Source organism: Psychrobacillus sp. PGGUH221, assembly GCF_042055255.1.
Lineage (GTDB): Bacteria > Bacillota > Bacilli > Bacillales_A > Planococcaceae > Psychrobacillus.
In genome coordinates, this window is the sequence record NZ_JAQMHQ010000018.1 from 1 (window position 1) to 24,960 (window position 24,960).

18 protein-coding genes, 6 tRNA genes and 2 rRNA genes are annotated in these 24,960 nt (G+C 36.6%); 22 read left to right on the forward strand and 4 right to left on the reverse strand.

Annotated features, from left to right (window positions below; genetic code table 11):
- Positions 1–9: 9 nt before the first annotated feature.
- From rrf (PGC35_RS21335) to PGC35_RS21365, 8 genes are all read left to right on the forward strand, one after another.
- A 5S ribosomal RNA gene (rrf, locus tag PGC35_RS21335) occupies positions 10–125 on the forward strand.
- Between the two features lie 160 nt (positions 126–285).
- Positions 286–411: ribosomal RNA gene (gene rrf / locus PGC35_RS22245) — 5S ribosomal RNA — on the forward strand.
- A 586-nt stretch (positions 412–997) separates the two neighbouring features.
- Positions 998–1,072, forward strand: a tRNA-Asn gene (locus PGC35_RS21340).
- Between the two features lie 13 nt (positions 1,073–1,085).
- Positions 1,086–1,158, forward strand: a tRNA-Thr gene (locus tag PGC35_RS21345).
- Positions 1,159–1,348: 190 nt separating this feature from the next.
- Positions 1,349–1,424 (forward strand) — tRNA-Val (locus PGC35_RS21350).
- A 21-nt stretch (positions 1,425–1,445) separates the two neighbouring features.
- Positions 1,446–1,529: transfer RNA gene (locus tag PGC35_RS21355), tRNA-Tyr, on the forward strand.
- A 6-nt stretch (positions 1,530–1,535) separates the two neighbouring features.
- Positions 1,536–1,610: transfer RNA gene (locus tag PGC35_RS21360), tRNA-Gln, on the forward strand.
- Positions 1,611–1,626: 16 nt separating this feature from the next.
- Positions 1,627–1,699, forward strand: a tRNA-Ala gene (locus PGC35_RS21365).
- Between the two features lie 51 nt (positions 1,700–1,750).
- Here the strand turns inward: PGC35_RS21365 and PGC35_RS21370 are convergent.
- Both PGC35_RS21370 and PGC35_RS21375 read right to left on the reverse strand, forming a co-directional pair.
- Positions 1,751–2,296, reverse strand: coding sequence for a histidine phosphatase family protein (locus tag PGC35_RS21370; RefSeq protein ID WP_375220617.1), 546 nt, complete (start codon positions 2,294–2,296; stop codon positions 1,751–1,753).
- Positions 2,297–2,317: 21 nt separating this feature from the next.
- Positions 2,318–3,199: a LysR family transcriptional regulator gene (locus tag PGC35_RS21375; RefSeq protein ID WP_375220618.1), complete on the reverse strand. Its 882-nt coding sequence runs from the start codon at positions 3,197–3,199 to the stop codon at positions 2,318–2,320.
- A gap of 105 nt (positions 3,200–3,304) precedes the next feature.
- Between PGC35_RS21375 and PGC35_RS21380 the strand changes: the two genes are divergently transcribed.
- The 11 genes from PGC35_RS21380 to glmS all read left to right on the forward strand — a co-directional run bounded on the left by PGC35_RS21380 (position 3,305) and on the right by glmS (position 15,978).
- A complete protein-coding gene (locus PGC35_RS21380) occupies positions 3,305–4,396 on the forward strand; it encodes a citrate/2-methylcitrate synthase (protein ID WP_375220619.1) in 1,092 nt (363 codons plus the stop codon).
- A 58-nt stretch (positions 4,397–4,454) separates the two neighbouring features.
- Positions 4,455–5,036: a GNAT family N-acetyltransferase gene (locus PGC35_RS21385; protein ID WP_375220620.1), complete on the forward strand. Its 582-nt coding sequence runs from the start codon at positions 4,455–4,457 to the stop codon at positions 5,034–5,036.
- A gap of 70 nt (positions 5,037–5,106) precedes the next feature.
- Positions 5,107–6,006 (forward strand): arginase, encoded by a 900-nt coding sequence (gene rocF / locus PGC35_RS21390; RefSeq protein WP_053591359.1) that lies wholly within the window; start codon positions 5,107–5,109, stop codon positions 6,004–6,006.
- Between the two features lie 353 nt (positions 6,007–6,359).
- Entirely contained in the window at positions 6,360–6,935 is a 576-nt protein-coding gene (gene sigW, locus PGC35_RS21395; protein WP_053591360.1) for an RNA polymerase sigma factor SigW, read from the forward strand.
- 12 nt (positions 6,936–6,947) lie between these two features.
- Positions 6,948–7,577, forward strand: a complete 630-nt coding sequence (locus PGC35_RS21400; protein ID WP_375220621.1) for a zf-HC2 domain-containing protein — start codon at positions 6,948–6,950, stop codon at positions 7,575–7,577.
- Between the two features lie 131 nt (positions 7,578–7,708).
- The gene (cdaA, locus tag PGC35_RS21405) at positions 7,709–8,545 is read left to right on the forward strand and encodes a diadenylate cyclase CdaA (protein ID WP_056830840.1); all 837 of its coding nucleotides are present in this window, start codon (positions 7,709–7,711) and stop codon (positions 8,543–8,545) included.
- A complete protein-coding gene (locus PGC35_RS21410; RefSeq protein WP_375220622.1) occupies positions 8,538–9,821 on the forward strand; it encodes a CdaR family protein in 1,284 nt (427 codons plus the stop codon). The genes cdaA and PGC35_RS21410 overlap by 8 nt, the downstream gene beginning before the upstream one ends.
- Positions 9,822–9,857: 36 nt before the next feature.
- The gene (glmM, locus tag PGC35_RS21415; protein ID WP_375220623.1) at positions 9,858–11,210 is read left to right on the forward strand and encodes a phosphoglucosamine mutase; all 1,353 of its coding nucleotides are present in this window, start codon (positions 9,858–9,860) and stop codon (positions 11,208–11,210) included.
- 122 nt (positions 11,211–11,332) lie between these two features.
- Complete coding sequence (locus tag PGC35_RS21420) at positions 11,333–11,842, forward strand: type 1 glutamine amidotransferase domain-containing protein (RefSeq protein WP_056830836.1); 510 nt, start codon at positions 11,333–11,335, stop codon at positions 11,840–11,842.
- A 125-nt stretch (positions 11,843–11,967) separates the two neighbouring features.
- On the forward strand, positions 11,968–13,572 hold the full coding sequence (locus PGC35_RS21425; protein ID WP_375220624.1) for a gamma-glutamyltransferase family protein: 1,605 nt from the start codon (positions 11,968–11,970) through the stop codon (positions 13,570–13,572).
- A gap of 603 nt (positions 13,573–14,175) precedes the next feature.
- Entirely contained in the window at positions 14,176–15,978 is a 1,803-nt protein-coding gene (glmS, locus tag PGC35_RS21430) for a glutamine--fructose-6-phosphate transaminase (isomerizing) (protein ID WP_375220625.1), read from the forward strand.
- Between the two features lie 327 nt (positions 15,979–16,305).
- Here the strand turns inward: glmS and PGC35_RS21435 are convergent, their stop codons facing one another.
- A complete protein-coding gene (locus PGC35_RS21435; RefSeq protein ID WP_375220626.1) occupies positions 16,306–18,000 on the reverse strand; it encodes a UvrD-helicase domain-containing protein in 1,695 nt (564 codons plus the stop codon).
- A complete protein-coding gene (locus PGC35_RS21440; protein WP_375220627.1) occupies positions 17,979–20,048 on the reverse strand; it encodes an ATP-dependent nuclease in 2,070 nt (689 codons plus the stop codon). The genes PGC35_RS21435 and PGC35_RS21440 overlap by 22 nt, the downstream gene beginning before the upstream one ends.
- Positions 20,049–20,252: 204 nt before the next feature.
- Between PGC35_RS21440 and PGC35_RS21445 the strand changes: the two genes are divergently transcribed.
- Genes PGC35_RS21445 through PGC35_RS21455 form a run of 3 tightly spaced genes read left to right on the forward strand, consistent with a single transcriptional unit; the run spans position 20,253 to position 24,952 of the window.
- Positions 20,253–21,062, forward strand: a complete 810-nt coding sequence (locus PGC35_RS21445; protein WP_375220628.1) for a TnsA endonuclease N-terminal domain-containing protein — start codon at positions 20,253–20,255, stop codon at positions 21,060–21,062.
- A 25-nt stretch (positions 21,063–21,087) separates the two neighbouring features.
- Positions 21,088–23,253, forward strand: coding sequence for a Mu transposase C-terminal domain-containing protein (locus PGC35_RS21450; RefSeq protein ID WP_375220629.1), 2,166 nt, complete (start codon positions 21,088–21,090; stop codon positions 23,251–23,253).
- Positions 23,237–24,952, forward strand: coding sequence for an ATP-binding protein (locus PGC35_RS21455; RefSeq protein WP_375220630.1), 1,716 nt, complete (start codon positions 23,237–23,239; stop codon positions 24,950–24,952). Before PGC35_RS21450 ends, PGC35_RS21455 begins: the two co-directional genes overlap by 17 nt.
- Positions 24,953–24,960: the final 8 nt, after the last annotated feature.

A 24,960-nucleotide genomic window follows, 5' to 3' on the forward strand; every position in this document is an offset into this window, starting at 1 on the left:
AACTCAAGGTCTAGTGATGATGGCGAAGAGGTCACACCCGTTCCCATACCGAACACGGAAGTTAAGCTCTTCAGCGCCGATGGTAGTTGGGGGTCTCCCCCTGTGAGAGTAGGACGTCGCTGGGCATAGAAAAGTCGTTACCGAGCAATCGGTGGCGGCTTTTTTCTTTTGTACTAGAAAAAAAGCCGAAGGCAAAGAATTGTAATAAACTTGCGAGAAAGTAGAGGAACAAAGAGTTCGAGGAAGCAAGGAAGAGAGACTCGCAGCGTATGATATACGCGAGAATCGAACGACCGCGGCTGACGAAGAAATCTGCCGTTCATCTGCTTTTGCAGCCCGAACACGGAAGTGAAGCTCGCGCGCCGATGGTAGTTGGGGGTCTCCCCCTGTGAGAGTAGGACGTCGCTGGGCAATTGAAAAGTCGTCACCGAGTAATCGGTGGTGGCTTTTTTTGTTGTACTAAAAAAGCCGAAGGCAAAGAATTATAATAAACTTGCGAGAAAGTAGAGGAACAAAGAGTTCGAGGAAGCAAGGAAGAGAGACTCGCAGCGTAGGACAGTAGAAAAAATGGGTCATCTCAGAGAAAGTGAACCCTTTATTGTGAGAAATGGTCGCTTTCATTATCAAATTGATTGCTTTTAGATTATCCTTAGTCGCTTATACGACTCATTTGGTTGCTCTCCAAGACAAATTAGTCTCCCTTATCCATATATAACAAGATTGGTCTCGGATTCACCTGAAATGGTCTCGTATCGAAAGAAATGGTCTCGAATCTAACTTTAATAGTTGTGAATTAAGCAAATTTAGTCTCGTTCTGCCATTAATTGTAATCCCTTAACCACTTTACAATTTATTCAAGCGATCTATCAAAATTATTTCTTAGGAAATAATTAATTGCATGAAAAAAGCTGAGAAATTGTTAGGTATTTATTAAATATATACTTGAAATTTAACAAAGGATTGCTATAATTATATTTGTACTTTAAATATCATCCGTTCCGAAGTAGCTCAGTGGTAGAGCAATCGGCTGTTAACCGATCGGTCGTAGGTTCGAGTCCTACCTTCGGAGCCATTTTTTTGTCTATGCTTCCATAGCTCAGTAGGTAGAGTGCTTCCATGGTAAGGAAGAGGTCAGCGGTTCGAATCCGCTTGGAAGCTTACATATGGAGTAGAAATTTTACAAACTACTTAGAACTACTTGTCTTAGTAGAATAAATATGTTACTATTATTCTTGTCCAGTTTTGACTGACCCTTATTCATAAATCAGGAGAAGCAAGCAGGTCAAGAATACAAATGAACGATAGAAACGCAGAGATGTGAAAGCTTATCGTGAATTTATATAACCCAGGAGGATTAGCTCAGCTGGGAGAGCATCTGCCTTACAAGCAGAGGGTCGGCGGTTCGAGCCCGTCATCCTCCACCATTTTATTTTTTATATAGCTTTGGAGGGGTAGCGAAGTGGCTAAACGCGGCGGACTGTAAATCCGCTCCTTAGGGTTCGGCGGTTCGAATCCGTCCCCCTCCACCAGTTTATTGGGGTATAGCCAAGCGGTAAGGCAACGGATTTTGATTCCGTCATGCCCTGGTTCGAATCCAGGTACCCCAGCCAACACTGTTTTAACTTCGGGGCCTTAGCTCAGCTGGGAGAGCGCCTGCCTTGCACGCAGGAGGTCAGCGGTTCGATCCCGCTAGGCTCCATCTAAAAAAAGGGTATTCCATTCATATGGAATACCCTTTTTTCTATATTCATTATTCTTTCCAAACACGGTGAATTGAATATTCATCATTGGTGAATTGCATTAAAAATACATCTGGATTGCTTAGACTCTTCCATTGCTCAAAGCCAAAATTATCCTGGTAGTGTCTCAATAGTAAGGACAGAATATTTCCATGTGTCACGATAACCGTATTTTCTATATTACTATCTAAGATTTCCTCCACAACTTCCACTATTCGTGCCTGTGCTTCACTACTAGCTTCGCCGCCTTCTAACTTTAAGTCCATATCATCAAAAGTATTCCTTAACTTATCAAGCCAGTCTGGCAGGTTACTCGTGCTTAATACACGTTCTGATAAACGTGTATCTATTTTAATTTCTAGATTTCTATCCTTTGCATATGGATCAATCGTTTGTCGAGCTCTTAAATAAGGGCTTGAAATTATTTGGTCTGCACGAATGTTATTCAAGGAGCTAGCAAGTTCAAACGCTTGCTTGTAACCTTTTTCGGTTAGGGGTGCGTCTGCTTCCTGCCCTTCCGCTTGGCAATGCCTAATTAAAAATAGTTTCTTTTTCATTTAATCACCTCGTAAAATTAATTATCCAAAATAGTAGTTAGATATTTTTTCTATAAACTCCTGCTCGAGATCTCCCCTATTTTTAAGTAATAAAAATGTTTTTACTTTGGGAAGTGGAAATAACTCGAAAGGTACATTCATCACACGGCCTTCGGTTAATTCTCTTTTGATAATGGATTGTGGAAGAAATGAAATACCTAAGCCTTCTTGAATAAAGCGTTTTACTATATGTGCCTGCGTAACTTTCATTGTTCGTATGTTAGTCACTCGCTTGCGCAGCTGTAAAAGAAGTGTATCCCACACAACTGGATGGTGATGAGTGAACAAATAATTGCTGGATAAGTATTCTTCTGGATTCACGATAGGTCCCGATTCCTCGTCATACCCATCGGAAGGAACAACAAATATAAGAGGATCTTCATAGAGCTCAATAGATTGTATTTCTTTCCGTGTAGCCTCTAGTGCTGAGATGCCAATATGAACATCTCCTTTCCATACTAAATCTTCAATGACATTAGATTCTTCAACTCTTATAGATACTTCCAAGTCCGGATGTTTGTCCATAAATGAACGTAATATGTAGGGCAAGATGGTTTCCGCCATTAAGGGAGAAATGGCGATAATCCACTTGTGGGTATATCCTTCAGTAAAAGCATGTAATCGATGCACGCTTTCTTCTAAGTTCTTTGTAAGTAGAACAGCTTCTTCATAAAACAATTTACCAGCATCAGATAAACCTACGCGTCTGTTTGTTCGGTCAAATAAAGAAATCCCTAAATATTCTTCTAATAATTTTATATGAACCGTGACGCCAGGCTGAGAAATTAGTAATTTTTCGGACGCTTTTCTAAAATTACATGTTTCGGCAGCGACAATAAAAGTCTTCAACCATTGATATTCCATTTTTCTTCTCCTTTTAATTAAAAAATATAATCAACTTCATTTAAATTATTTAATTTTATTAATTATAAAACTTTCTTATACTAAAGAAAAGGAAGGGGTATGAATATGTTTCAAAAAGGATTAAAAGGTGTAGTTGCAGTGCATACAAAAGTTGGTCTGGTCGATGGTGACAAAGGAGTATTGAGATATCGTGGGATGGACGTAAAAGATCTAGTACTAGATTATTCATTTGAAGAAGTTGCTTACTTCTTATTGTATAACGATTTACCTTCGGAGAATGAACTGCAGGAATTCCATAAAAAACTAATAAAAGGTAGAAAGTTACCGGAATATGTCTGTACAATCATCGATACTCTTCCGACAACAGTTTCTATTATGGATGCCATGAGAACAGTTATATCTGCATTTGGTACAACTGAATTTTTACAAAAAGACAAGATGGACCAAGCGATTTACTTAACAGGTGCGCTTCCAGTAATAATTGCAAGGCATTATAGAAAGCAACAGGGATTTCCGTTAATCGAGCAAAATAGTGATTTTTCGCATACAGAAAATTATTTGTGGATGCTCCAAGGTACTCCTCCAACTTCAGTGCAGGTTAAAGCACTGGAAACGTATTTAAAGCTAACAATGGAGCACGGATTAAACGCCTCAACTTTTGCAGCGAGAGTGACTATCTCGACCGAATCTGATGTACCTGCGGCGATTACTTCTGCCATTGGTACAATGAAAGGTCCATTACATGGAGGAGCACCAGCCGAAGTATTAAATTTGCTCGATGAAATAAAAGAGGAAGCAAGGATACGACCAGTTATCGAAGAAAAGTTAAAAAATGGTGAAAAGGTTATGGGTTTTGGACATCGTATTTATAAAACCGAGGATCCTCGATCTATTTTGCTAAGAGAAGCATGTGTCCGTTTGCAAGGCTCTGATCCTTGGCTAGATTTGGCGACAAAGGCTGAAAAAGAGATTACTTCACTATTAGAAAAATACAAGCCAGGAAGAAATCTATATACGAATGTAGAATTTTATGCAGCGGCTATTATGCGTTCAATTGACATGCCTGCTGTTTTATTTACTCCAACATTTAGCATAGCACGCATGGTAGGGTGGAGTGCTCATATACTAGAACAGATAGAGGATGCATCTCTCTTTCGTCCACAGTCTCTATACGTAGGAGATATATTAACAAAATAATTCTTTTCAACACCTCACTTTTTCTATTATGATAAAAGAAAAAGTGAGGTGTTTGGATTTGGCAGAAGTAATTGTATTTGGAGATGTGACATTACGTCCATTAGAACAAACAGATATACAACATTTATGGGAGTTGTATAACCCTAAAATCTTTGAATTTATGTTGAATAAAGTAGAAAGCTATGAACAGCTAGAGCAATGGCTACAAGTAGGAATCCGACAAATGAACATTGCCAAAACCGCTCTCGCATTTGTCGTAGAACATACCGACACAAAAGAAATAATTGGTACGACACGTATATATGGAATCGACACAGCAAATCATGCGTGTGAAATCGGTTCAACTTTCTATGGTCAAACGTTTCAACGAACACATGTTAATACGACATGTAAATACCTGTTATTAAAACATTGTTTTGAAAATCTCGGAATGATTCGAGTTCAATTTAAAACCGATGAATTAAATGTGAAGTCACAACGTGCGATTGAACGAATAGGTGGAGTAAAAGAAGGTGTTTTACGGAATGAGCGCTTGCGTTCAAATGGAACCGTAAGAAATGCAGTTGTCTACTCAATAATCGATAGTGAGTGGGCAGATGTGAAAAATCATCTCGTTCAGCTTATGAATAAATATTCATGATTTTGCTTGGTTGAGCCAACAGCCCTTTAGGATTTACAATAGGTATATAAATAATTGGGGGTATAAAATCATGAATAAATTAAATATAACTATTGTTGGTGTACCGATGGATCTTGGTCAAAATAGAAGAGGTGTCGATATGGGACCGAGCGCTATTCGTTATGCAGGTGCAATTGAACGTTTAAAAGCACTTGGCCATACGGTAAAAGACAAAGGCGACATAGTAATAGGAAGAAAAGAAATGTCAAAGAATACAAAGCTACGTAATTTGGAAGAGGTAGTTGAGGGTAATACAAAGCTTGCAAACGAAGTAAGGGAAATTATAGCAGAAGGTGATTATCCTTTGATTTTTGGTGGAGATCACAGTATTGCTATTGGAACGCTAGCGGGATTAGCAGATAAATATAAAAACCTTGGAGTAATTTGGTACGATGCACATGCGGACTTAAATACGGAAGAGACTTCACCTTCAGGTAATATACACGGGATGCCATTAGCTGTGAGCCTGGGATTAGGACATACTGACTTAGTAAAAATACGCTCATACACTCCTAAGATAAAACCTGAAAATGTAGTAATTATTGGAGCGCGCTCCGTAGATCCTGGTGAACGCGAATTAATCAAAGAAAAAGGCATTAAGGTGTTCTCTATGCATGAAATAGACAAACTTGGAATGACGAAAATAATGGAGCAAACAATCGAGTATTTCCAAGAGCGAGAAGTGGATGGAGTTCATCTATCACTTGACTTAGACGGAATAGACCCAATCTACACACCGGGTGTTGGTACTCCAGTTCCTGGGGGAATTACTTATCGTGAAAGTCATTTAGCTATGGAGATGCTTTATTCATCAAACCTAATTACTTCGGCTGAGTTTGTGGAAGTAAATCCTATACTTGATGAAAAAAATAAGACCGCAGATGTTGCAGTTGCCCTCATGGGATCATTGTTTGGGGAAAGTCTTATATAACGTGTAAAAAAGACATTTAGGTGTCTGCTCAGGCTGTAGAGAAACTCAAAAAAAAGAGTTATCTACAGCCTTTTTATAGATGTATAGAAAAAATAACATTTTTTTCTGAAGCTTACCGCAGGAGAGTGGCAGAGCCGCTTCGTCTATGGTCCGGTAAGGTGTCGGTTGTTTCGCTTTTTCTGCAGGAATGGATCGGACGTTCAATCTTTTGAGGTGTTAGCTTTTTCTTTTAGAAAATATCCCACAATTGGAAGATTTTTTGATAAAATTAAAATAAAGAAAAAATAAATGAAACCTGTTACTACCTTTAATCGTATAGGTAAGACAGCCGCATGGAGCGGAGGGGAATCACGATGGATGCGTTGGTGAACAAGCGAATAAAACAAGTGTTAAAAGGCGACAAAGACGCATTCGCGGAGATTGTTGACCTGTATCAGCATAAGCTCTTTCAAGTTTGTTTTCGTATGTTAGGGAATCGTCATGAAGCAGAAGATATAGCACAAGAGGCTTTTGTAAGAGCATATATTAACATTCACACGTTTGATCAAAAAAGGAAATTTTCCACTTGGCTGTATAGAATTGCTACGAATTTATGTATAGATCGTATTCGTAAAAAAAAGCCAGATTATCATTTAGATGCAGAAGTTGCAGGTACAGAGGGACTTAATATGTATTCTCAAATAGCGGCATCAGAAGAACTTCCCGAAGAAGAACTGATGAAGCTCGAGTTACAGGATCGAATACAATATGAGATAAGTCGATTACCAGACAAATATCGATCAGCGATAGTCCTGAAATATATGGAAGAATTATCTTTACAAGAAATAAGTGAGATATTAGAATTACCACTTGGGACAGTAAAAACAAGAATTCATAGAGGTCGAGAAGCACTTAGAAAACAGCTAAGTAAACAGCCTAATTTTTTATAGGAGGGAATCACGATGAATGCATGTCCAGAGCGAATTGTTCACTTTATGCATGAATACTTAGATGGTGAAATTAGCCGTGAACATGAGCTTGAACTTAAATCTCATTTGCAGTCATGCGTGGATTGTCAGGCCCATATGCATGAGTTAAGCGATGTAGTTGCCTTCGTAAAGGGAGCGGCTCGTGCAGAGGCACCTACTCATTTTACCAAATCAGTTATGGCAAAACTTCCAAAAGAAAAATCTCATGCTGGTGTTAGTAGATGGTTGAGACAACATCCCATTATTACTGCAGCAGCATTGTTCTGCTTATTTATGAGTAGCGCTCTATTCACAAACTTCAATGAGGAGCAGCAGTTCTCTTTCACCAAACAGGAAAATGTACTTGTCAAAGGAGAAACAGTTATAATTCCTAAAGGACAAGTCGTGAAAGGTGATCTTGTTGTGAAAAATGGAGATGTTCAAATTGACGGTGAGCTGGATGGGAATTTAACTGTCATTAACGGTTCTAAATATATGGCATCTACAGCAGTTATTACAGGAAAAACTGAGGAAATCAATGAAGTGTTTGATTGGCTATGGTTCCATATAAAAGATGCGGGCAAGCAGGTTGTTTCATTTTTTGAAAATGAGGAAACTAAATAATTTACAATTACCTTTTCAAATAGAAGTCTACCTTATTTTAGGTAGACTTTTTTGCTTCATAAAGGCGGAATGTTCATTATCATGTTATACTTACAGAGTATGGATTTGTTATGAAAAGTGGGGGATGCCACATGTCGTTTATGGAGCAATTTACGGATTTAATGCCAGTAAACGTAATTGTAAACATTTTAGATGTTTTATTTGTCTGGTTTGTTATTTATAAGTTAATTACCCTTATAAGAGGAACGAAGGCAGTTCAATTATTAAAAGGGATATTTGTTATTATTATTGCGCGGGTAGTGACTGACTTTTTAGGTATGGATACGTTAGGTTGGTTGCTTGACAATGTAATTAATATTGGATTTTTTGCAATTATAGTTATATTCCAGCCAGAAATCAGAAGAGCACTTGAACAAATTGGTAGAGGGAAATTGTTTGCAAGAAGTTCTCTACAAGAAGAAGAAGAGCAAAGCCGTCTTATTACTGCGATGACCAAGTCAGTTAGTTATATGGCAAAGCGTCGAATTGGAGCTTTAATATCGATTGAAAGAGAAACAGGTTTATCGGATTATATCGAGACTGGTATTCCATTAAATGCGAATATCACCTCCGAGTTATTGATTAACATTTTCATTCCTAATACCCCATTGCATGACGGAGCAGTAATCGTGCAAAAAAACAAAATAGCTTCTGCCGCTTGTTACTTACCGCTATCAGAAAGTCCTTTTATATCTAAAGAGCTTGGAACAAGACACCGTGCAGCAATCGGGCTGAGTGAAGTAACAGATGCTATAACCATTGTTGTATCAGAGGAAACGGGTGCAGTTAGTTTGACATCTAACGGTGATCTCCATAGAAATCTATCCATGGAAGAGTTTCAAGCACACTTGAAGCGACTTTGGTTTGGACCAACGGATGAACAAGTAACTTCTTCTAAATGGTTATGGAGGGGGAAACAAAATGGATAAAATGATGGATAGTCCATGGTTCTTACGAATAATAGCATTAACTTTAGCTATTCTGTTATTTGTTTCCGTGAAATCAGAAGAGAGTACAGGTTCAAGTACTAGTGGAACTCAAATTGATGTATTACGAGACGTACCGGTTGAAGTTTATTATGATGATGAAAACTCAGTCGTAACTGGTGTTCCTGAAACAGTTACAGTAAATATAGAAGGCCCAACACAAGTAGTATTATCCGCTAAAATGATGAAGGATTATAAAGTATTTGTGGATTTGAGAAAGTTAACCTATGGTGAGCATAGAGTTGCTATTTCAAATGAAAATTTTTCTGATAAATTAAAGGTTCGAATAGACCCTGTATACGTAAATGTAAATATTGAAGAAAAAATATCGAAGGAATTCCGAGTAGATCCGGATATGAATGAAGGCTTGTTAGCAGAAAATTACATCGTTAAGTCCTATGACGTCAATCCAAAAATGGTTACAATTACAGGTGCAAAAAGTGTCATAAATAGCATAGGCTATGTAAAAGCAACTATAGTTGGAGATCCAGGAATTACTAAATCTTTTGATCAAGAAGCGAGTGTAAGAGTTCTGGATCGTGATTTAAACAAACTAGATGTGACAGTGGAACCAAAACAAGTACAAGTAAAAGTAAAAGTGGAAGAACTTAGTAAGGAGGTCCCTGTTGTATTAAGACCAAAGGGTTCACCGAAGCAAGATGTGACGATTAATAGGTTGACTACTAATGTAGAAACGATACGACTATATGGGCCTCGAGCTGTTCTTGATAGATTTGAGCAGTTGACTGTTGATGTAGATATAAGTAAGCTAGAAAAATCTGGGGATTTCGACGTGAAGTTAGCGATTCCGGATGGAGTTACAAGGATGTCGCTCGACAAAGTAAAAGTTACCGCAGATGTCACGCCTGCTCCAGTAACAGAGGAGCCTACAGAAGAAGATAAAGATAAGGAAGAAAAAGAAGAATCTGTATCAGCTGTCAGTGAAAAAACTTTTGAGCAAGTTACAGTGGAAGTTAGAGGACTTTCCGATCAGCTAGTGAGTGAATTTCTAGCTCCTACAGACGGTTTAGTTACTGTGAAAGCTAAAGGAACACCAGAAGCATTAGAAAAGATAAATAAGAACAATATTGCTCTATATGTAGAAGCACAAAATGCACAAGTGGGGGAGAATACTTTTCCGTTAAAAATGGATGCCCCTACAGATGTTCAATGGGAAATGTCTGCGTCCGAGATAAAGTTAACAGTAAAAGAAGCTTAATACGCAGGACAACAGGTTTTTAAGGAGAGAAGATTAATGGGAAAATACTTTGGAACAGATGGTGTGAGAGGAGTAGCAAACTCAGAACTAACACCGGAACTTGCTTTTAAATTAGGACGCTTTGGCGGATATGTACTAACAAAAGAAACAGAAAATCGTGCGAAGGTTTTAATTGGGCGCGATACTCGCATATCAGGTCATATGTTGGAAGGTGCTCTTGTAGCAGGACTTCTTTCTGTTGGTGTTGAAGTAATGCGTCTCGGAGTAATTAGTACACCAGGTGTTTCTTACTTAACAAGAGTGATGAGTGCCGATGCAGGAGTAATGATTTCAGCATCTCATAATCCGGTTGCAGATAATGGTATTAAATTTTTTGGTTCAGATGGGTTTAAACTTTCTGATGAACAAGAAGAAGAAATTGAAATTTTACTAGATGCTGAAAATGACGAACTTCCACGTCCAACAGGAGCAGGTGTTGGATCAGTATCTGATTACTTTGAAGGTGGACAAAAGTATATCCAATACTTAAAACAAACAGTTGATGAAGAGTTTGTTGGACTTCATGTAGCATTGGATTGTGCAAATGGCGCAACTTCTTCACTAGCTGCACATGTTTTTGCAGACTTAGAAGCTGATTTATCCACAATGGGAGCATCACCTAACGGTTTGAATATAAACGATGGTGTAGGATCTACACATCCTGAAGAGTTGTCGAAATTTGTGCTAGAAAAAGGAGCACATGTTGGACTTGCATTTGATGGGGATGGCGATCGATTAATTGCTGTAGATGAAAAAGGGAATATTGTAGATGGCGATCAAATTATGTATATTTGTGCTAAGCATTTAAATACACAAGGACGTCTAAATAAAAATACAGTTGTTTCCACAGTTATGAGTAATATGGGCTTTTATAAAGCGCTAGAAACACATGAAATGACTAGTGTAAAAACGGCAGTTGGAGATCGTTATGTTGTAGAAGAAATGAAAAAGAATGGGTATAATCTAGGTGGAGAACAGTCAGGGCATATCGTGTTTTTAGACTATAACACGACAGGAGATGGCTTGTTAACTGGCTTACAGCTTGTAAACATTATGAAAATTACTGGAAAAAAACTTTCAGAGCTTGCTTCCGAAATGACCATTTACCCACAAAAACTTGTAAATGTTCGCGTAACTGACAAACATGCTGTAACGCAAAATGAAAAAGTAGCTGCAATCATAAGCGTAGTGGAAGCGGAGATGGCAGGCAATGGACGCGTTTTAGTTCGTCCATCTGGTACAGAGCCGCTTGTACGTGTAATGGTAGAAGCTGCAACTGAAGAGGAATGCGAAAATTATGTAAACCGAATCGTCGAAGTGGTAAAAGCAGAGATGGGTTTAGCTGAATAACATATATAAAAATCCGACATGATGTCGGATTTTTTTTTTTTTTTACTTCTTATTTGAATGTTTAGTTTAGATACTTTTGTGGAATAACAAGAGAGAGAGACAAACAGATAAGGAGTGACGAAATGGCTAAAGTAGCAACATTAGTTACAAATATGTTTGAAGACGTGGAATATACGAGTCCAGCACAAGCATTAAACGACGCTGGTCATGAAGTATTCATTATTGAAAAACAAGCAGGAAATGAAGTGACAGGTAAACAAGGTGAAGCGAATTTGAAGGTGGACTATGGTATCGATGATGTAAAGCCAGAAGATTTTGATGCACTATTTATTCCTGGCGGTTTTTCGCCGGACATCTTACGAGCAGATGATCGCTTCGTTAATTTTGCTAAAGCGTTTATGGATGATAAAAAACCTGTATTCGCAATTTGCCACGGACCACAGCTTCTCATTACCGCTAAAACATTAGAGGGGCGTGACGCTACGGGGTATAAATCGATAAAAGTCGATTTAGAAAACGCTGGAGCTAATTTCCACGATGAGGAAGTATTTGTTTGTGGGAATCAACTCGTAACAAGTCGAACACCAGATGATTTGCCAGCATTCAACAGAGAAATTGTGAAATTGTTGTAGATTAAATGGTTGAAAGGCATTCTTAAATGAATGTCTTTCTTTATTTTTTAATTATTCGAATATTCATATAGATTCCCTTTGTTAAATGTATTATAATAATTTATCTAATATTAAGGGGGACTCTTATGGATTATTTATATCATCCGTTTCAAGCAAAACGCCATACTGTTTTTGCTAAGAAAGGTATGGTGGCAACATCGCAACCATTAGCAGCACAAGCAGGTTTGGAGATTCTTCAAAAGGGCGGAAATGCTATTGATGCGGCCATAGCTACAGCTGCAGCTTTGACGGTAGTAGAACCAACATCCAACGGGATTGGTGGAGATGCATTTGCTCTCGTATGGACAAAAGGTAAATTACATGGTTTGAATGCATCGGGTCCAGCTCCACAGTCAATTTCTGCAAAAGCAATTCGAGAAAAGGGTCATGAAACTATTCCTGCATTTGGTCTTATTCCTATAACGGTTCCCGGTGTCCCGGCAGCATGGGCCGAGTTATCCATTCAATATGGGAAACTCCCTCTTCAAGAAGTGCTCATCCCGGCAATCCGATACGCAGAGGAAGGTTATCCTTTAACTCCAATCCTTGGTAAGTACTGGAAAGGGGCATATAAAAGGTTCAAAAGTACTTTTACTACAGAGGAATTTGCAGCTTGGTTTGAGACGTTTGCACCGGATGGGAGAGCTCCTGAAATCGGAGAAATTTGGTCCTCTCCAGATCATGCTAAAACATTACGAGCAATTGGTGAATCAAATGCACGAGACTTCTATGAAGGAGAAATTGCTACTAAAATAGAAGATTTCATGAAAAAACACGGGGGCTTCTTATCCAAAGAAGATTTAGCAACATACAAACCTGAGTGGGTAGAACCAATTTCTACGAATTATAAAGGATACGATGTATGGGAAATCCCTCCAAATGGACAAGGCATGATTGCACTTATGGCATTAAATATATACAAGCAACTTAATAAGCCAGAGTGGCAAAATGCAAATATCCTTCATGAACAAATAGAGGCGATGAAGCTGGCATTTACGGACGGGAAAGCGTTCATTACTGACTTAGATGCAATGCCTGTAAAAGTAAATCATTTATTATCAGATGAATACGCTAAATCGCGAGCAGAAACCATTTTGGAAGAAGCAAGCGATCCAGAACCGTATGAATTACCTAAAGGCGGTACTGTGTATTTGGCAACTGCTGATGAAGAAGGGAACATGGTTTCATACATACAAAGCAATTATATGGGGTTTGGCTCAGGTATTGTTGTGCCAGGGACTGGTATTGCATTGCAAAATAGAGGACATGATTTTACATTAAATGAATCACATCCTAACTTTATTGAACCGGGGAAACGTACATTCCATACAATCATTCCTGGATTCCTAACGCAAGATGGTCAAGCAGTTGGGGCATTTGGAGTGATGGGCGGATATATGCAGCCACAGGGTCATTTTCAAGTAGTGACCAATACAATTGATTATCTATTAAATCCCCAAGCTGCTCTTGATATGCCACGCTGGCAGTGGATAAAAGGAAAGACGGTTCACGTAGAACCTGAATTTCCTAACTATCTTGTGCAAAGCTTAGTTAGGAAGGGGCATGACATTCATGTCGCATCCGACACCGGATCTTTCGGTCGTGGGCAAATAATTTGGAGAAACCCTGAAACAGGAGTCTTGCAAGGTGGGACGGAATCTCGAACAGATGGATCCATTGCTGTCTGGTAGATTAGTAGTTTTCTTGATTCGTTTGAACCTTTTTTAACCATAGTTCCATCAACCTGCTTGCAAAAGAGTCCGTATACTGGCTCTTTTGCTTAGCAAAATATCGTTTTATAGCATATATAGATAGAGGTACTTAATTGACTATCATATGTAATTTAAGTATTATAGATAAAGTGCAGACCCAGAAAATTTAATCGTTTCTGTACCCGCGTTGAAATGGAGGGAAAAGAAAACGCGTAAAAATAAGGAAAACAATTATAGCGCCTGAGCTGAAGAAATTGGACGAAACAGATCTTCAGCAGACGAGGTGGAGGTTATCGAATTTTCGGCGGATGCCTCCCGACCGTATTTGCCCGGTTGTTATTCTTTTTCATAAACCATGCAAGTGATTGTATGACAGAGGGAAAAGAAGGCATTCTTAGCATAATGAGCTTGGTAAGACTTAGTAGAAACAAATTCTTCATTCGAATGTGGAACTAACCGCAGGAGCAAAAGCCCTTCTTTGCGACGAGTAACCGCAGGAGCAAGTAACGAAGAATGCGAGCGTTTCTCAACAGTCTGAAGCAAGTTTATTTTGACATGAATGTAAACGGAGGAAATGAAATTATGTGTGGAATCGTAGGATATATTGGTGAATCAGATACAAAGGAAATTCTATTAAAAGGTTTAGAAAAATTAGAGTACCGCGGATATGACTCGGCGGGAATCGCTGTGTTAAATGAAGAAGGTGTAGTCGTTTTTAAAGAAAAAGGACGTATTGCAGACTTACGCGATGTAGTAGACGAAGAGGTAGGCGCTAAGCTTGGAATTGGTCATACACGTTGGGCTACTCACGGTGTTCCGAATCAGTTGAACGCCCATCCACACCAAAGTACTACAAAGCGTTTTACTTTAGTGCACAATGGTGTAATTGAAAATTATCACCTTATGAAAAAAGCGTACTTAGCAAATGTAGAAATGGCATCTGACACGGATACAGAAGTGATTGTACAGCTTATTGAAAAATTTTCACAAGATGGTTTATCTACTGTAGATGCGCTTAGAAAAACATTGCATCTTATTCACGGATCATATGCAATTGCTCTTATTGATAGAGAAGATCAAAACACAATTTATGTAGCAAAAAATAAATCACCTCTTCTTGTTGGATTAGGAGATGGATTTAATGTAGTAGCATCTGACGCAATGGCAATGCTCCAAGTGACAGAGCACTATGTAGAACTTCATGACCAAGAAATCGTTATCGTGCATAAAGATTCTGTTGAAATTCAAAAGCTTGATGGCACAAAAGTAGAACGTGCTCCATACAAGGCAGAACTTGACATGAGCGATATTGAAAAAGGGACATATCCTCACTATATGTTAAAAGAAATGGATGAACAGCCAGCTGTTATCCGTAAAATAATACAAGCGTACCAAAACGAACAAGGCGAGCTTACAATCGACCAAGCTATTTTAGATGCACTGAATGAGGCAGATCGTCTGTACATTATCGCTGCAGGAACTAGCTATCATGCAGGATTAATTGGGAAAGAATACTTTGAGAAAGTTGCAGGTATTCCAGTAGAAGTGCATATTTCTAGTGAATTCGGCTATAACATGCCACTTCTATCAGCAAAACCAATATTTATGTTCATCACGCAATCAGGTGAAACAGCAGATAGCAGACAAGTGCTAGTGAAAATCAAAGATAAAGGCTTCCCAACTATTACGATGACTAACGTGCCTGGGTCAACCCTTTCTCGTGAAGCAGACCATACATTACTACTTCATGCTGGCCCTGAAATTGCCGTTGCATCAACAAAAGCGTATGTTGCACAAGTTGCGACATTAATGGTAACAGCATCTGTATACGCGCAATCTCAAAACAAAGAATTAGACTTTGATGTTGTCAAAGAACTAGGTATTGTAGCAAATGCTGTCCAAACAATTGTCGATTCCAAAGAAGAAATGGAAGAAATCGCAAAAGAATTTTTAGCAACAACTCGAAATGCATTCTTCATCGGACGTAACATCGACTTCTACGTAAGTCTTGAAGGTGCATTAAAACTAAAAGAAATTTCTTATATCCAAGCAGAAGGTTTTGCAGGTGGGGAATTAAAACACGGTACAATCGCTCTAATTGAAGAGGGTACACCGATTATCGCACTTGCAACTCAGCAAGCGGTAAGTTTAAATATTCGCGGTAACGTAAAAGAAGTAGTAGCACGTGGTGCAAACCCATGCATCATCGCAATGGAAGGCTTTGAAGAAGAAGGCGATCGATTCATTCTTCCGAAAGTACACGAGCTATTCGCTCCACTCGTAGCAGTAATTCCACTTCAACTAATAAGCTACTACGCTGCTTTACACAGAGACTGTGACGTCGATAAACCAAGAAACTTGGCGAAATCGGTAACTGTGGAGTAAGTAAAATATTATTTGTGGCTGTTTTTGTTTGTGTCCAGTTACAACATAGTTGGTAACTTTACAACATAGTTGGTAACTTTACAACATAGTTGGTAACTTTACAATATAGTTAGTAACTCAATCAGATATGAACATTAATTTACCATTTCAAAAAAACAATCATAAAGCATGAAAATGGTTATAAATCTATAAATCAAAATTACTGTTAAAGACGCCTGTGGATGCTACAAAACCACAGGCTGTTTTTATTTGATGTAAGAGTTAGTATTAAATAAATTTCGTGAGACCTCATCTGTAAAAATAAGACCGAATTAGGTACTTTTTTGCTTATAAGTATATGTGGTCTATATTTAGATGCGTTAACTCCTGAAGTAATTTACTAGAAACATGAGGGACATTGATATATAATTTCTTTTTTGCTCTACTTAATGCGACATAGTAAACGCGGTGATCTTCTTTACTCATATCAGGTGTCAGCAAAAATTCAAGGCTTTTTACACTATTGGTCTCTGGAATTACAACAAGAACATTATCAAACTCATCGCCTTTTGACTTGTGGATAGTCTTGAACTCACTTATATCATCTGAAATTTTTACTTCAGTTGCTGCTCTCTTATAAAGTAGTTGTTCATAGTAGTCTTTCACTTTTCCACTCGAAATTTTTCCTTTAATTCCATAATGACCAAAAATGTAATTGTTATAAAAATCTTTAATATTTCCCTCGCAAAAATTGTTATATGCTTCTAAGAGTCTTTTCAGATTGTTAAATGCTTTCTTATCCGAGAATCCATCAATCTTTCTGTAAGCTTTTTTCATAAATTTGATGGCATCTTGCAACTTCAATTGTCTGCCGTATTCAATTGCATGAATAATATAATAAACCATCCATCCTCTCGAACTATCTCCAAAAATTAAATCTATTCCCTCAGTGTAATTATCCTTGAAATTATATTTAATAGCATTAGTCTCATTATTTCGGTAAGCCAGTGTATAGAAACTGTTAATCCCAAGAGTTTTTGAAACATACTTATGAGCTGTAAATGAACTCCCAATTAACAATACAGGCATCTCGCCAACCTTTTTGTCTGGACTGCATTGATCAAAGTCCTTCTGGGTTCGTATATGATTTAGTATATTGATGATTTGTTCAGTAGATCTATGATTGTTTTCTAAATAATGAAGTGACATACCATCAAGTTTAAATTCATCAAACAAATTTTCATCAGTACCCTGAAATGAGAATATAGCCTGACAAGGATCTCCAATAACTCCGATTACCGTTTCTTTCTCGGCAATTAATTTAATAATTTCAGCCTGTAAAGGGCTTGTGTCTTGAAACTCATCTAGTAGAATATAAGGAAATTTTGCTCTAATAATTTCTCGTATTTCATTTTTTTGAAGTAGAAGTAAATATGAAAAGTATAAAACATCATCATGACTCAAAAGTCCATTTTCCCAACATAATTCTTTATAAACTATGTATGAATTTTTTTTGATATTATAGCGTCCAACCTTTGATTGGTATACTTTGAGAAAATTCAATTCTATTGTAGTTCCATTTAACATCCATATTAAATTTCCCAAAGAATTAGCTAGATCCTTATTGAGACTCTCATCAAAATATTGTTTACTTCTAGTTTTGTATTCTTGAAGTAAAGACCTTCCTAATTTCACTTCTTCGTGTCCGTCTAAATGCTCAATTGGAAAAGGACAGTCATCTAGCATCCATAAATACGGTTTTAAAATATGTTTGTAAAGAAAGCTATGTATAGTGCTTACTTCAACATCTTCACCTGTATCTTTGAGACGACTTTTTAAGGTTTCTACACCGATATTAGTGTAAGTAATACAAGCAACTTTTTTACCTTTCGATAACTTTTTTGATTGATTTAAAATCCAGTGAATATGATGAGTTAAAAACGTGGTTTTTCCTGCACCGGGACCTGCATAAAGTTTGAAGTGTTTGTCAATTGGTATATTTTCCTTACTATCTTTTAACTTTACTGCTTTTGAGAAATCCATGTTATCGCCTCTTTAATATAGTCTGGTGGACTAATTTTATCTTTGTTACTTGTAGCAACAATATAAGCTAATTCCTGTGCTACTTCGCCTTTTTTTATAGAATTTAAATATCGTCCGGCTATTATTTTCGCTTTTATCTTTTCCACTGTTTTAGGTTCATCAATTTTTGCACTACTAACATACTCTCTAACTTCCTTTCCATAATTATTATTGCTTAATATATCTGTAATAGTTTGAATTGACTTCCCATCATTAAAAGCGCTCATTAATCGTTTTATTTCTTCTTTATTAGAGACCGATTCTGTTAGTAGGCTTTCAGTAGTAATATTTTTCAATAAAAGATCATATTCAAATGTTGAACTTTCATTTTCTTTTTGGCTAAATACCTCTATTAAATCGTGTTTATTGTTTTTTCTTTTATCAATCAACGTATTCGAATAAGATTTATATTCATAGTTATTTGGGGCAGCGTCTAGAAACAATGGTGAACATGCAACCCAAGAAGCACCCTTCTTTCTTTCTTTTCTAACAGGATCTAGATCTGTAATACATGCAATTTTTTTCTTAATAGCATACTCGCTCTTTTCTTGATCAAACAATTTTAAAAAGTGATCAAAGTAGCGACCACCAATATTAATGATTGAAGTATGCGTATCCACTAGGTCAATACCCATCTTTTTTGCAAACTCTGGAACTAACAACAGCTCTGCTAAACCCTCCACCAAAATTAAACTGTGAGCAAAGAACATATCAGCTTTTGTCACATCAATAAAACGTTTTACGTAATATTTCGATTTTTGGTCTTCGGTGCTATCAGTAAATACTCTCCCTGGATAAGCCACATGAATATTTTCCTGTTCTTTTTGCAATACAATGATATCATCCAATTCAACAGCTGCAGTGATATTTGGTGAATGAGAGGTAATAAAAATTTGATTTACTTGCGAACTTTGATTTTCTTTTAAGAACTTCAAAAACTTATATTGCATATTTGGATGTAAATGTGCTTCCGGCTCTTCAATAGCTAAAATTGAATAGACCTTTGCATTTGAGCCTAAGTAATCTCCGGAAGCATCTTTCTGCATTTTTGCTAGCAGTAGAGAAATGTAAATCAAGTTATTGTAGCCAAGACCATTATGTATAGCGGGAAGTTTAATACCCGTTTCACTTTCTATAATTAGTTTTAGAGCAGAATATAGTTCTGTATCTAATATTGTCCCATCAAAAGAGGGCTTCATACCTCCAATTCCAGCTCCAGTATCTTCAACATATTTAAGCATGTGAATGTTGCCTTCACTCATCCGGGCTTGCAATGAAGTAATCAAAAGTTGTGCATCAGTTGAAAAAGCTTTCTTCTTAGCCTTTATTTGTTGTATTTTTTCATCTTTGTTAAGATTTTCATTTATTTTAATCTCGTAGTCCATAAAAAAATCTATTACTTCTTTTAGCAAGGTATTTCTTCCAGTGAATAGATCACGTTCAACATCTCTAATGGCAGTTAAGAATTGAAAGGCAAATTTATTTATGTTTTCTTGATCTATTAGATTTTTTTGTTCTGGATTTCCTACATAAATTTTTTGTGTGTATTTTCTCAAAAAAATGTTACGAATAGTGTTCCAGTATTCTTCAGTTTGGTTTTCATCTATGCTAGACATCGTTTTTACGTAAGAATCTACTTCCTTATCTGGTAGGAAGAACTCGTAGGTAATGCTAGCTTCATACGGACTCTCAATTTTAGTAAGCCAAGTTGATACAGTTACAAGGTGATCGGAGTACTCAGGTTCCGCTAGTGACTCAACTAATTTTGCTGAAATTATTATTTTTGGGGGAGCCTTTTTTAATTCTGCAGTAGTAATAGTTCTATTAAAATCATCAACAGATAAACGTTTGTTCTGTTGATTGTCAAATAATAACTGCAATGCTTTGATAACTGTTGTCTTTCCAGCATTATTTTGACCGATTATCACATTAGTACCTTCGTGAAATTCAATTGTTGTTCTAGAATTAAAAGTTCTAAAGTTCTCTATACTTAATTCAGCGATATACATGGTTCAATTCATCCTTTACTTTAAGGTTCCTACTATTTTTTAAATAGTGTTTTAAAATAGTCCATTAAGGTTATTATACTACATATAAAATAAATAATTTGACTTTTCTGATATATCAAATTCAAAGTGAAAATTATTACAACTATCATTGAGGTGCATAATGGAATACCGTTATGTGCCTTTTATTATATTGGAGGTTGTTAAATGAGTAATAGTAGTGTTAGTAAGTCACATGTAAATCGTTTGAATGATGGGAGGGGCCAGGGGAGAGGGAAAGACTATACACCTTTTATACAAGCAAATGACAATAAGGTAGCTTCTGAGGGGTGGTTGACAAGGACGCTTGGTTGGAAAACAAGGAGAATCCATCATACTCTTTCCAAACATGAATACCAGTTTCTTCTTGTTCAGGAATGGTCGGACAGTGTGGTTGATATTCGGGAACAATATCCGTTGACCCCAATAGAACTGACTATTGAAATTGCAGATAAGTTAAATATTCGCCATCCACATTACAAAGGTGAGAAGGTAATTATGTCAACTGATTTTATGTTAAGTGTTGTAAATGAAGACGGAGAAATAACTGATGTAGCTAGAACTATAAAACCAGTAACAAAGCTTACAAAGAGAACATTAGAATTATTTGAAATAGAGAGGCGGTATTTCCAAGAGATAGGTATAAGTTGGAAAATGGTATTTGATACACCAAAACCAATAAATATGATTAAAAATATAGACTGGATGTATGATGCAAAATTTTTAGGTACACGGCCAGGTGTTGACTCAGAAATAATAGATTTAATTTGTGATCCTTTACTTAAAGCTCTTGACTCTTGTAGCCCAAAAGATTCTATAAGTAAAAACTGTTTGAAATGCGATATGAAACTTGGTTTGGAGGCTGGTACATCTTTATATATTGTTCAACACATGTTGGTAAATAAATTATGGAAAACAGATATGAATTTGCTTATAAGAGAAAATAGACCTCTAACTTTGATTGTTAATGGACAGTAGTATAAAAAATATGAGGTGAGTTATTATGCATATATTTGAAAATACCATAATAGAATTTGAGAATGTTTCCAACCAAGAATTAGTGTTGGAAAGAATATTATGGATTTCTGAGGATCGTAGTGAAGTAGTTCTTATAAATATAAAAGACAAGAAAAAAATGCAATTTCCCTATTTTCGTTCTTATCAAGATTTAATCCAGCAAATTGAAGGTGGAGTTGCAAGAACACATCATATAGAGCCAGATATAAGGTTAATTAAAGCCGATGAAGAATATTCGAAAAGGCATATTGAAAGCAGAGATATTAAGTGGGAGATAATAAAGTCAATAGTTACGAAAGAACCAGAGATATACTATCCAGAATCTAGAGGTTTAATGGTTAGAGAGGTAATGAGTAATACAGGAAAACAAAGAAAAACTATCCATGAATGGATAAAAAAATACTGGTTTTATGGAAAATCGATTAATGGTCTATTAAATAATTACCTTGATTGTGGTGTAAATAATAGACAATATTCTGATAAGAAAGCTGGTCCAAAAGCTGAAGATGGAAACGAATATATTATCCGCGATGAAGACAAGGAAAATTTCCTTTGGGCAATAAAAAAATTCCATATTGAACAAGGATTAACTATTACAGAAACCCATAAAAAACTTTTACAACATAGGTATAATACAGGATTTTATCGAGAATTTAACGAAATGGTACCCATAGTAGAACCCGAGAAATGTCCAACAATAAGAATGTTTCGCCATTGGTATCAAAACAATTTTAACAAAAAGCAGAAATACAGTGCGAGGTATGGTGAGCGGAAAGCAGAGATGAATGCAAGAGCTTTTAAGGGAACGCCAGAGGAAAATGTTCAAGGTCCAGGTGCTTATTATGAGATTGATTCGACTCCAGCAGATGTAATTCTTGTGTCGTTAGATAGAGAAACGGTAATAGGAAGGGCACATGTATACTTTGTCAAAGATGTTATGTCCCGAATGATTGTCGGTGTAAACATTTGCACCAACCCATCTTGGGAAGAAGAAATGGTAGCTTTAGAAAATGCTTCTACTAATAAAGTAGAGTATTGTAAAAGGTTTGGAATAGAAATAACGGAAGAAGATTGGCCTTGCCTTCATTTGCCTAAATTTATTGTTGGAGACCGTGGAGAACATAAAAGCAGAAACTCAAATAATTTAGTGGACATTAATGTGAGAGTCGGAAATACACCTTCATATCGTGGAGATTTTAAGCCATATATTGAACAACAATTTCGTAGGTATAATGCAAGAATACGAGAATCCATACCCGTTAGTGCCGTTCGAAAGGAGCATCGAGAAAGAGGGGACAAGAACCCAGAGAACTATGCAGTCCATACAATCGAGGCTTTTTCGAAATTGACTATTTTATTTGTCCTTGAGTTTAACAAATCTGCTTTACCAGATGAATATCTAATGACGAGGGAGATGTTTGAGGAAAAAGTTGAATTAACTCCATTGGGAATGTGGAATTGGGGTTTAAAAAAGAATCTCCTCCACGAAATGCCACGGGATTTAATTAGACTAAAATTACTACCAAAAGGAGAAGGGTTAGTAACAAGAAGTGGTATTATCTTTAAGAAAATGACCTTTTCTTCAGATAGAGGTTTTGAGGAAAAGTGGTTTGAACAAGAGAGCGTTTATGGACAAAAAAAAGTAATTGTGAATTATGATCCTAGAAATTGTAGTAGTATCTTTATTAGTTTAAAGGATGGAACATTTGAACAGTGCTTCCTAACACCAAAATTCAATGATTATAGGGATTTACACTTCAATGATGTTAACGTGTTAATGAGTTATAAGAATAAACAGCTAAAACAGTTAAAAAAACAACGGGTAAATATAGAGGGACCCCTAGATGCTGTTGCAGAAAGTTTGTCTTTATCTGAGAAAGAGAAAACAAGTGATGCACAAAGAGGAATGCCGAAATCTGGAAAGTTTAAGAATAAGCGACTTGCACGTAATTTAGACAAGAGGATGACTTCTAGTGAGGATGCATGGACTACAGTTAAGAGAGAGGAACATATTCAACATGTAAGTAATGAGGTCTCAAGTAATAGTGAAAATACAAAGCGTCTATCCGAAAATACAAAAATGACAGATATGCAGCTTTTCCTGATGTCTAAAAACAAGGAGCGTCGAGAAAATCGTGGAAGTGAAAAGTGATCGATTTATCTATTTAAAGGGCTATCAAGTAAAAGCAGATTATAAAGACCAAATCGTACCTGAAAATATAGGGAATCCTTTTATTGAGGCACTTCCTAATCGTTTGTCGCGAGAAGAACTCTATGATTTGCTATATTCAGTGCCAATGTTCAATGGTAATATAGAAAGCCTCGATGACGAAGATAGAATTGAATTGGTACAACAAATAAAACCAAGTTTTTGGCTGCCCATTTCGTCGCACTTCAATAAATATAGAAACTTATATAGTATGATAAAAATTGGTTACCAGTCTAGGAATCCTATGACACCTTTATATCACAGGCATCTTTCTGTTGGATATGACAAAATATTTGAACATGGAACTGATGAAAAAGGAATGAATTTACTCGGACAAATTCAAACTGCTCAACAGTGTGCAGAAATTGGATTAAGTGGCATGGGGAAATCTAAGTCATACGATAAACTTTTATCGTTAATTCCTCAAGTGATTCATCATACTAGCTACAAGAATAATCAATTAACTTGTAAACAAGTAGTTTGGCTTAAAATTGAATGTCCTAGTAACAAATCAATAGGTGCTCTGTGTCGTAATTTTTATACAGCTGTAGATGACTTGTTGGGCACCACATACTATGCGGATTTAGCAGAAAAGGATGGGAGAATTGAAGTATTAGCTAAACGTATGGCAAAAGTTGCTGGCTTAATAAATTTAGGAGTTTTAGTAATTGATGAAATTCAAAGAGTAAACCGTGCTCACTCAGGCGGAGATGAGAAGATGATTGATTTCATTACAGAATTAACTAATTCAATAGGTATTCCAATTATAATTATCGGAACTTTTAAAGCTCTATATATCTTTAAAACAAGCTTAGCGAATACTCGCAGGGGAGTATCAGATAGCTATGGAGAAAATATCACGGACAGAATGAAAGATGAATGGGAATGGGAACAGTTTATTGAAAGTTTATGGGATCTGCAATATACCAAATGCTTCACTGAAATAACTCCTGAAATTAAATCTGCCATGTATTATCATACAATAGGAATACCAGATTTTGCGGTCAAACTGTTTATGCATATACAATCCCATGCAATTCTTTACAGTGATACTGAAAAAATTGATGTCGATATGATAGAGATAGTTGCTAATAAAACATTAAGACTAGTACAGCCTATTTTTGAACGTATACGAAATGGTGAGGAAGTAAACCCCGATGAGTTTGATGATTTAAAACCTGACTGGATTTCATTTAATAGTTATCTTATGGATATTCGTCACCGTATCCAAATTGACGGTCAGATGTCGGAAGAACATAAAAGAATTTTATTGCAAAGAAATAAGAAAATTTTGATTGAACAATTAACTAGTTTTGCTGCAAGGATGGGTTGTACAGAGGAAGAAGCTAAAAAGTATGCAATAAGAGTGGAAAGAGAAAACAGTGGTTTAGAAGATAATGAGCAGTTGTATGCAGAAATAGCAAAATTAGTATTGGAAAACAAAGGTATTATAGCTGACGTAGAGGATAATAAGCAAATAGATAACAAAAATAAAAAAAGGAAAAAACAGCCTAGAAATTATGATCATGATGATATTAGATTCTTGGTTCTTGAAGGTTTAAATGAAAATAAAACCACTGATGAATCACTCCGCGATGCTGGGCTGGTTGGTTTATATGACGAATTCGCTATTAGTGATTGAGGAGGCTC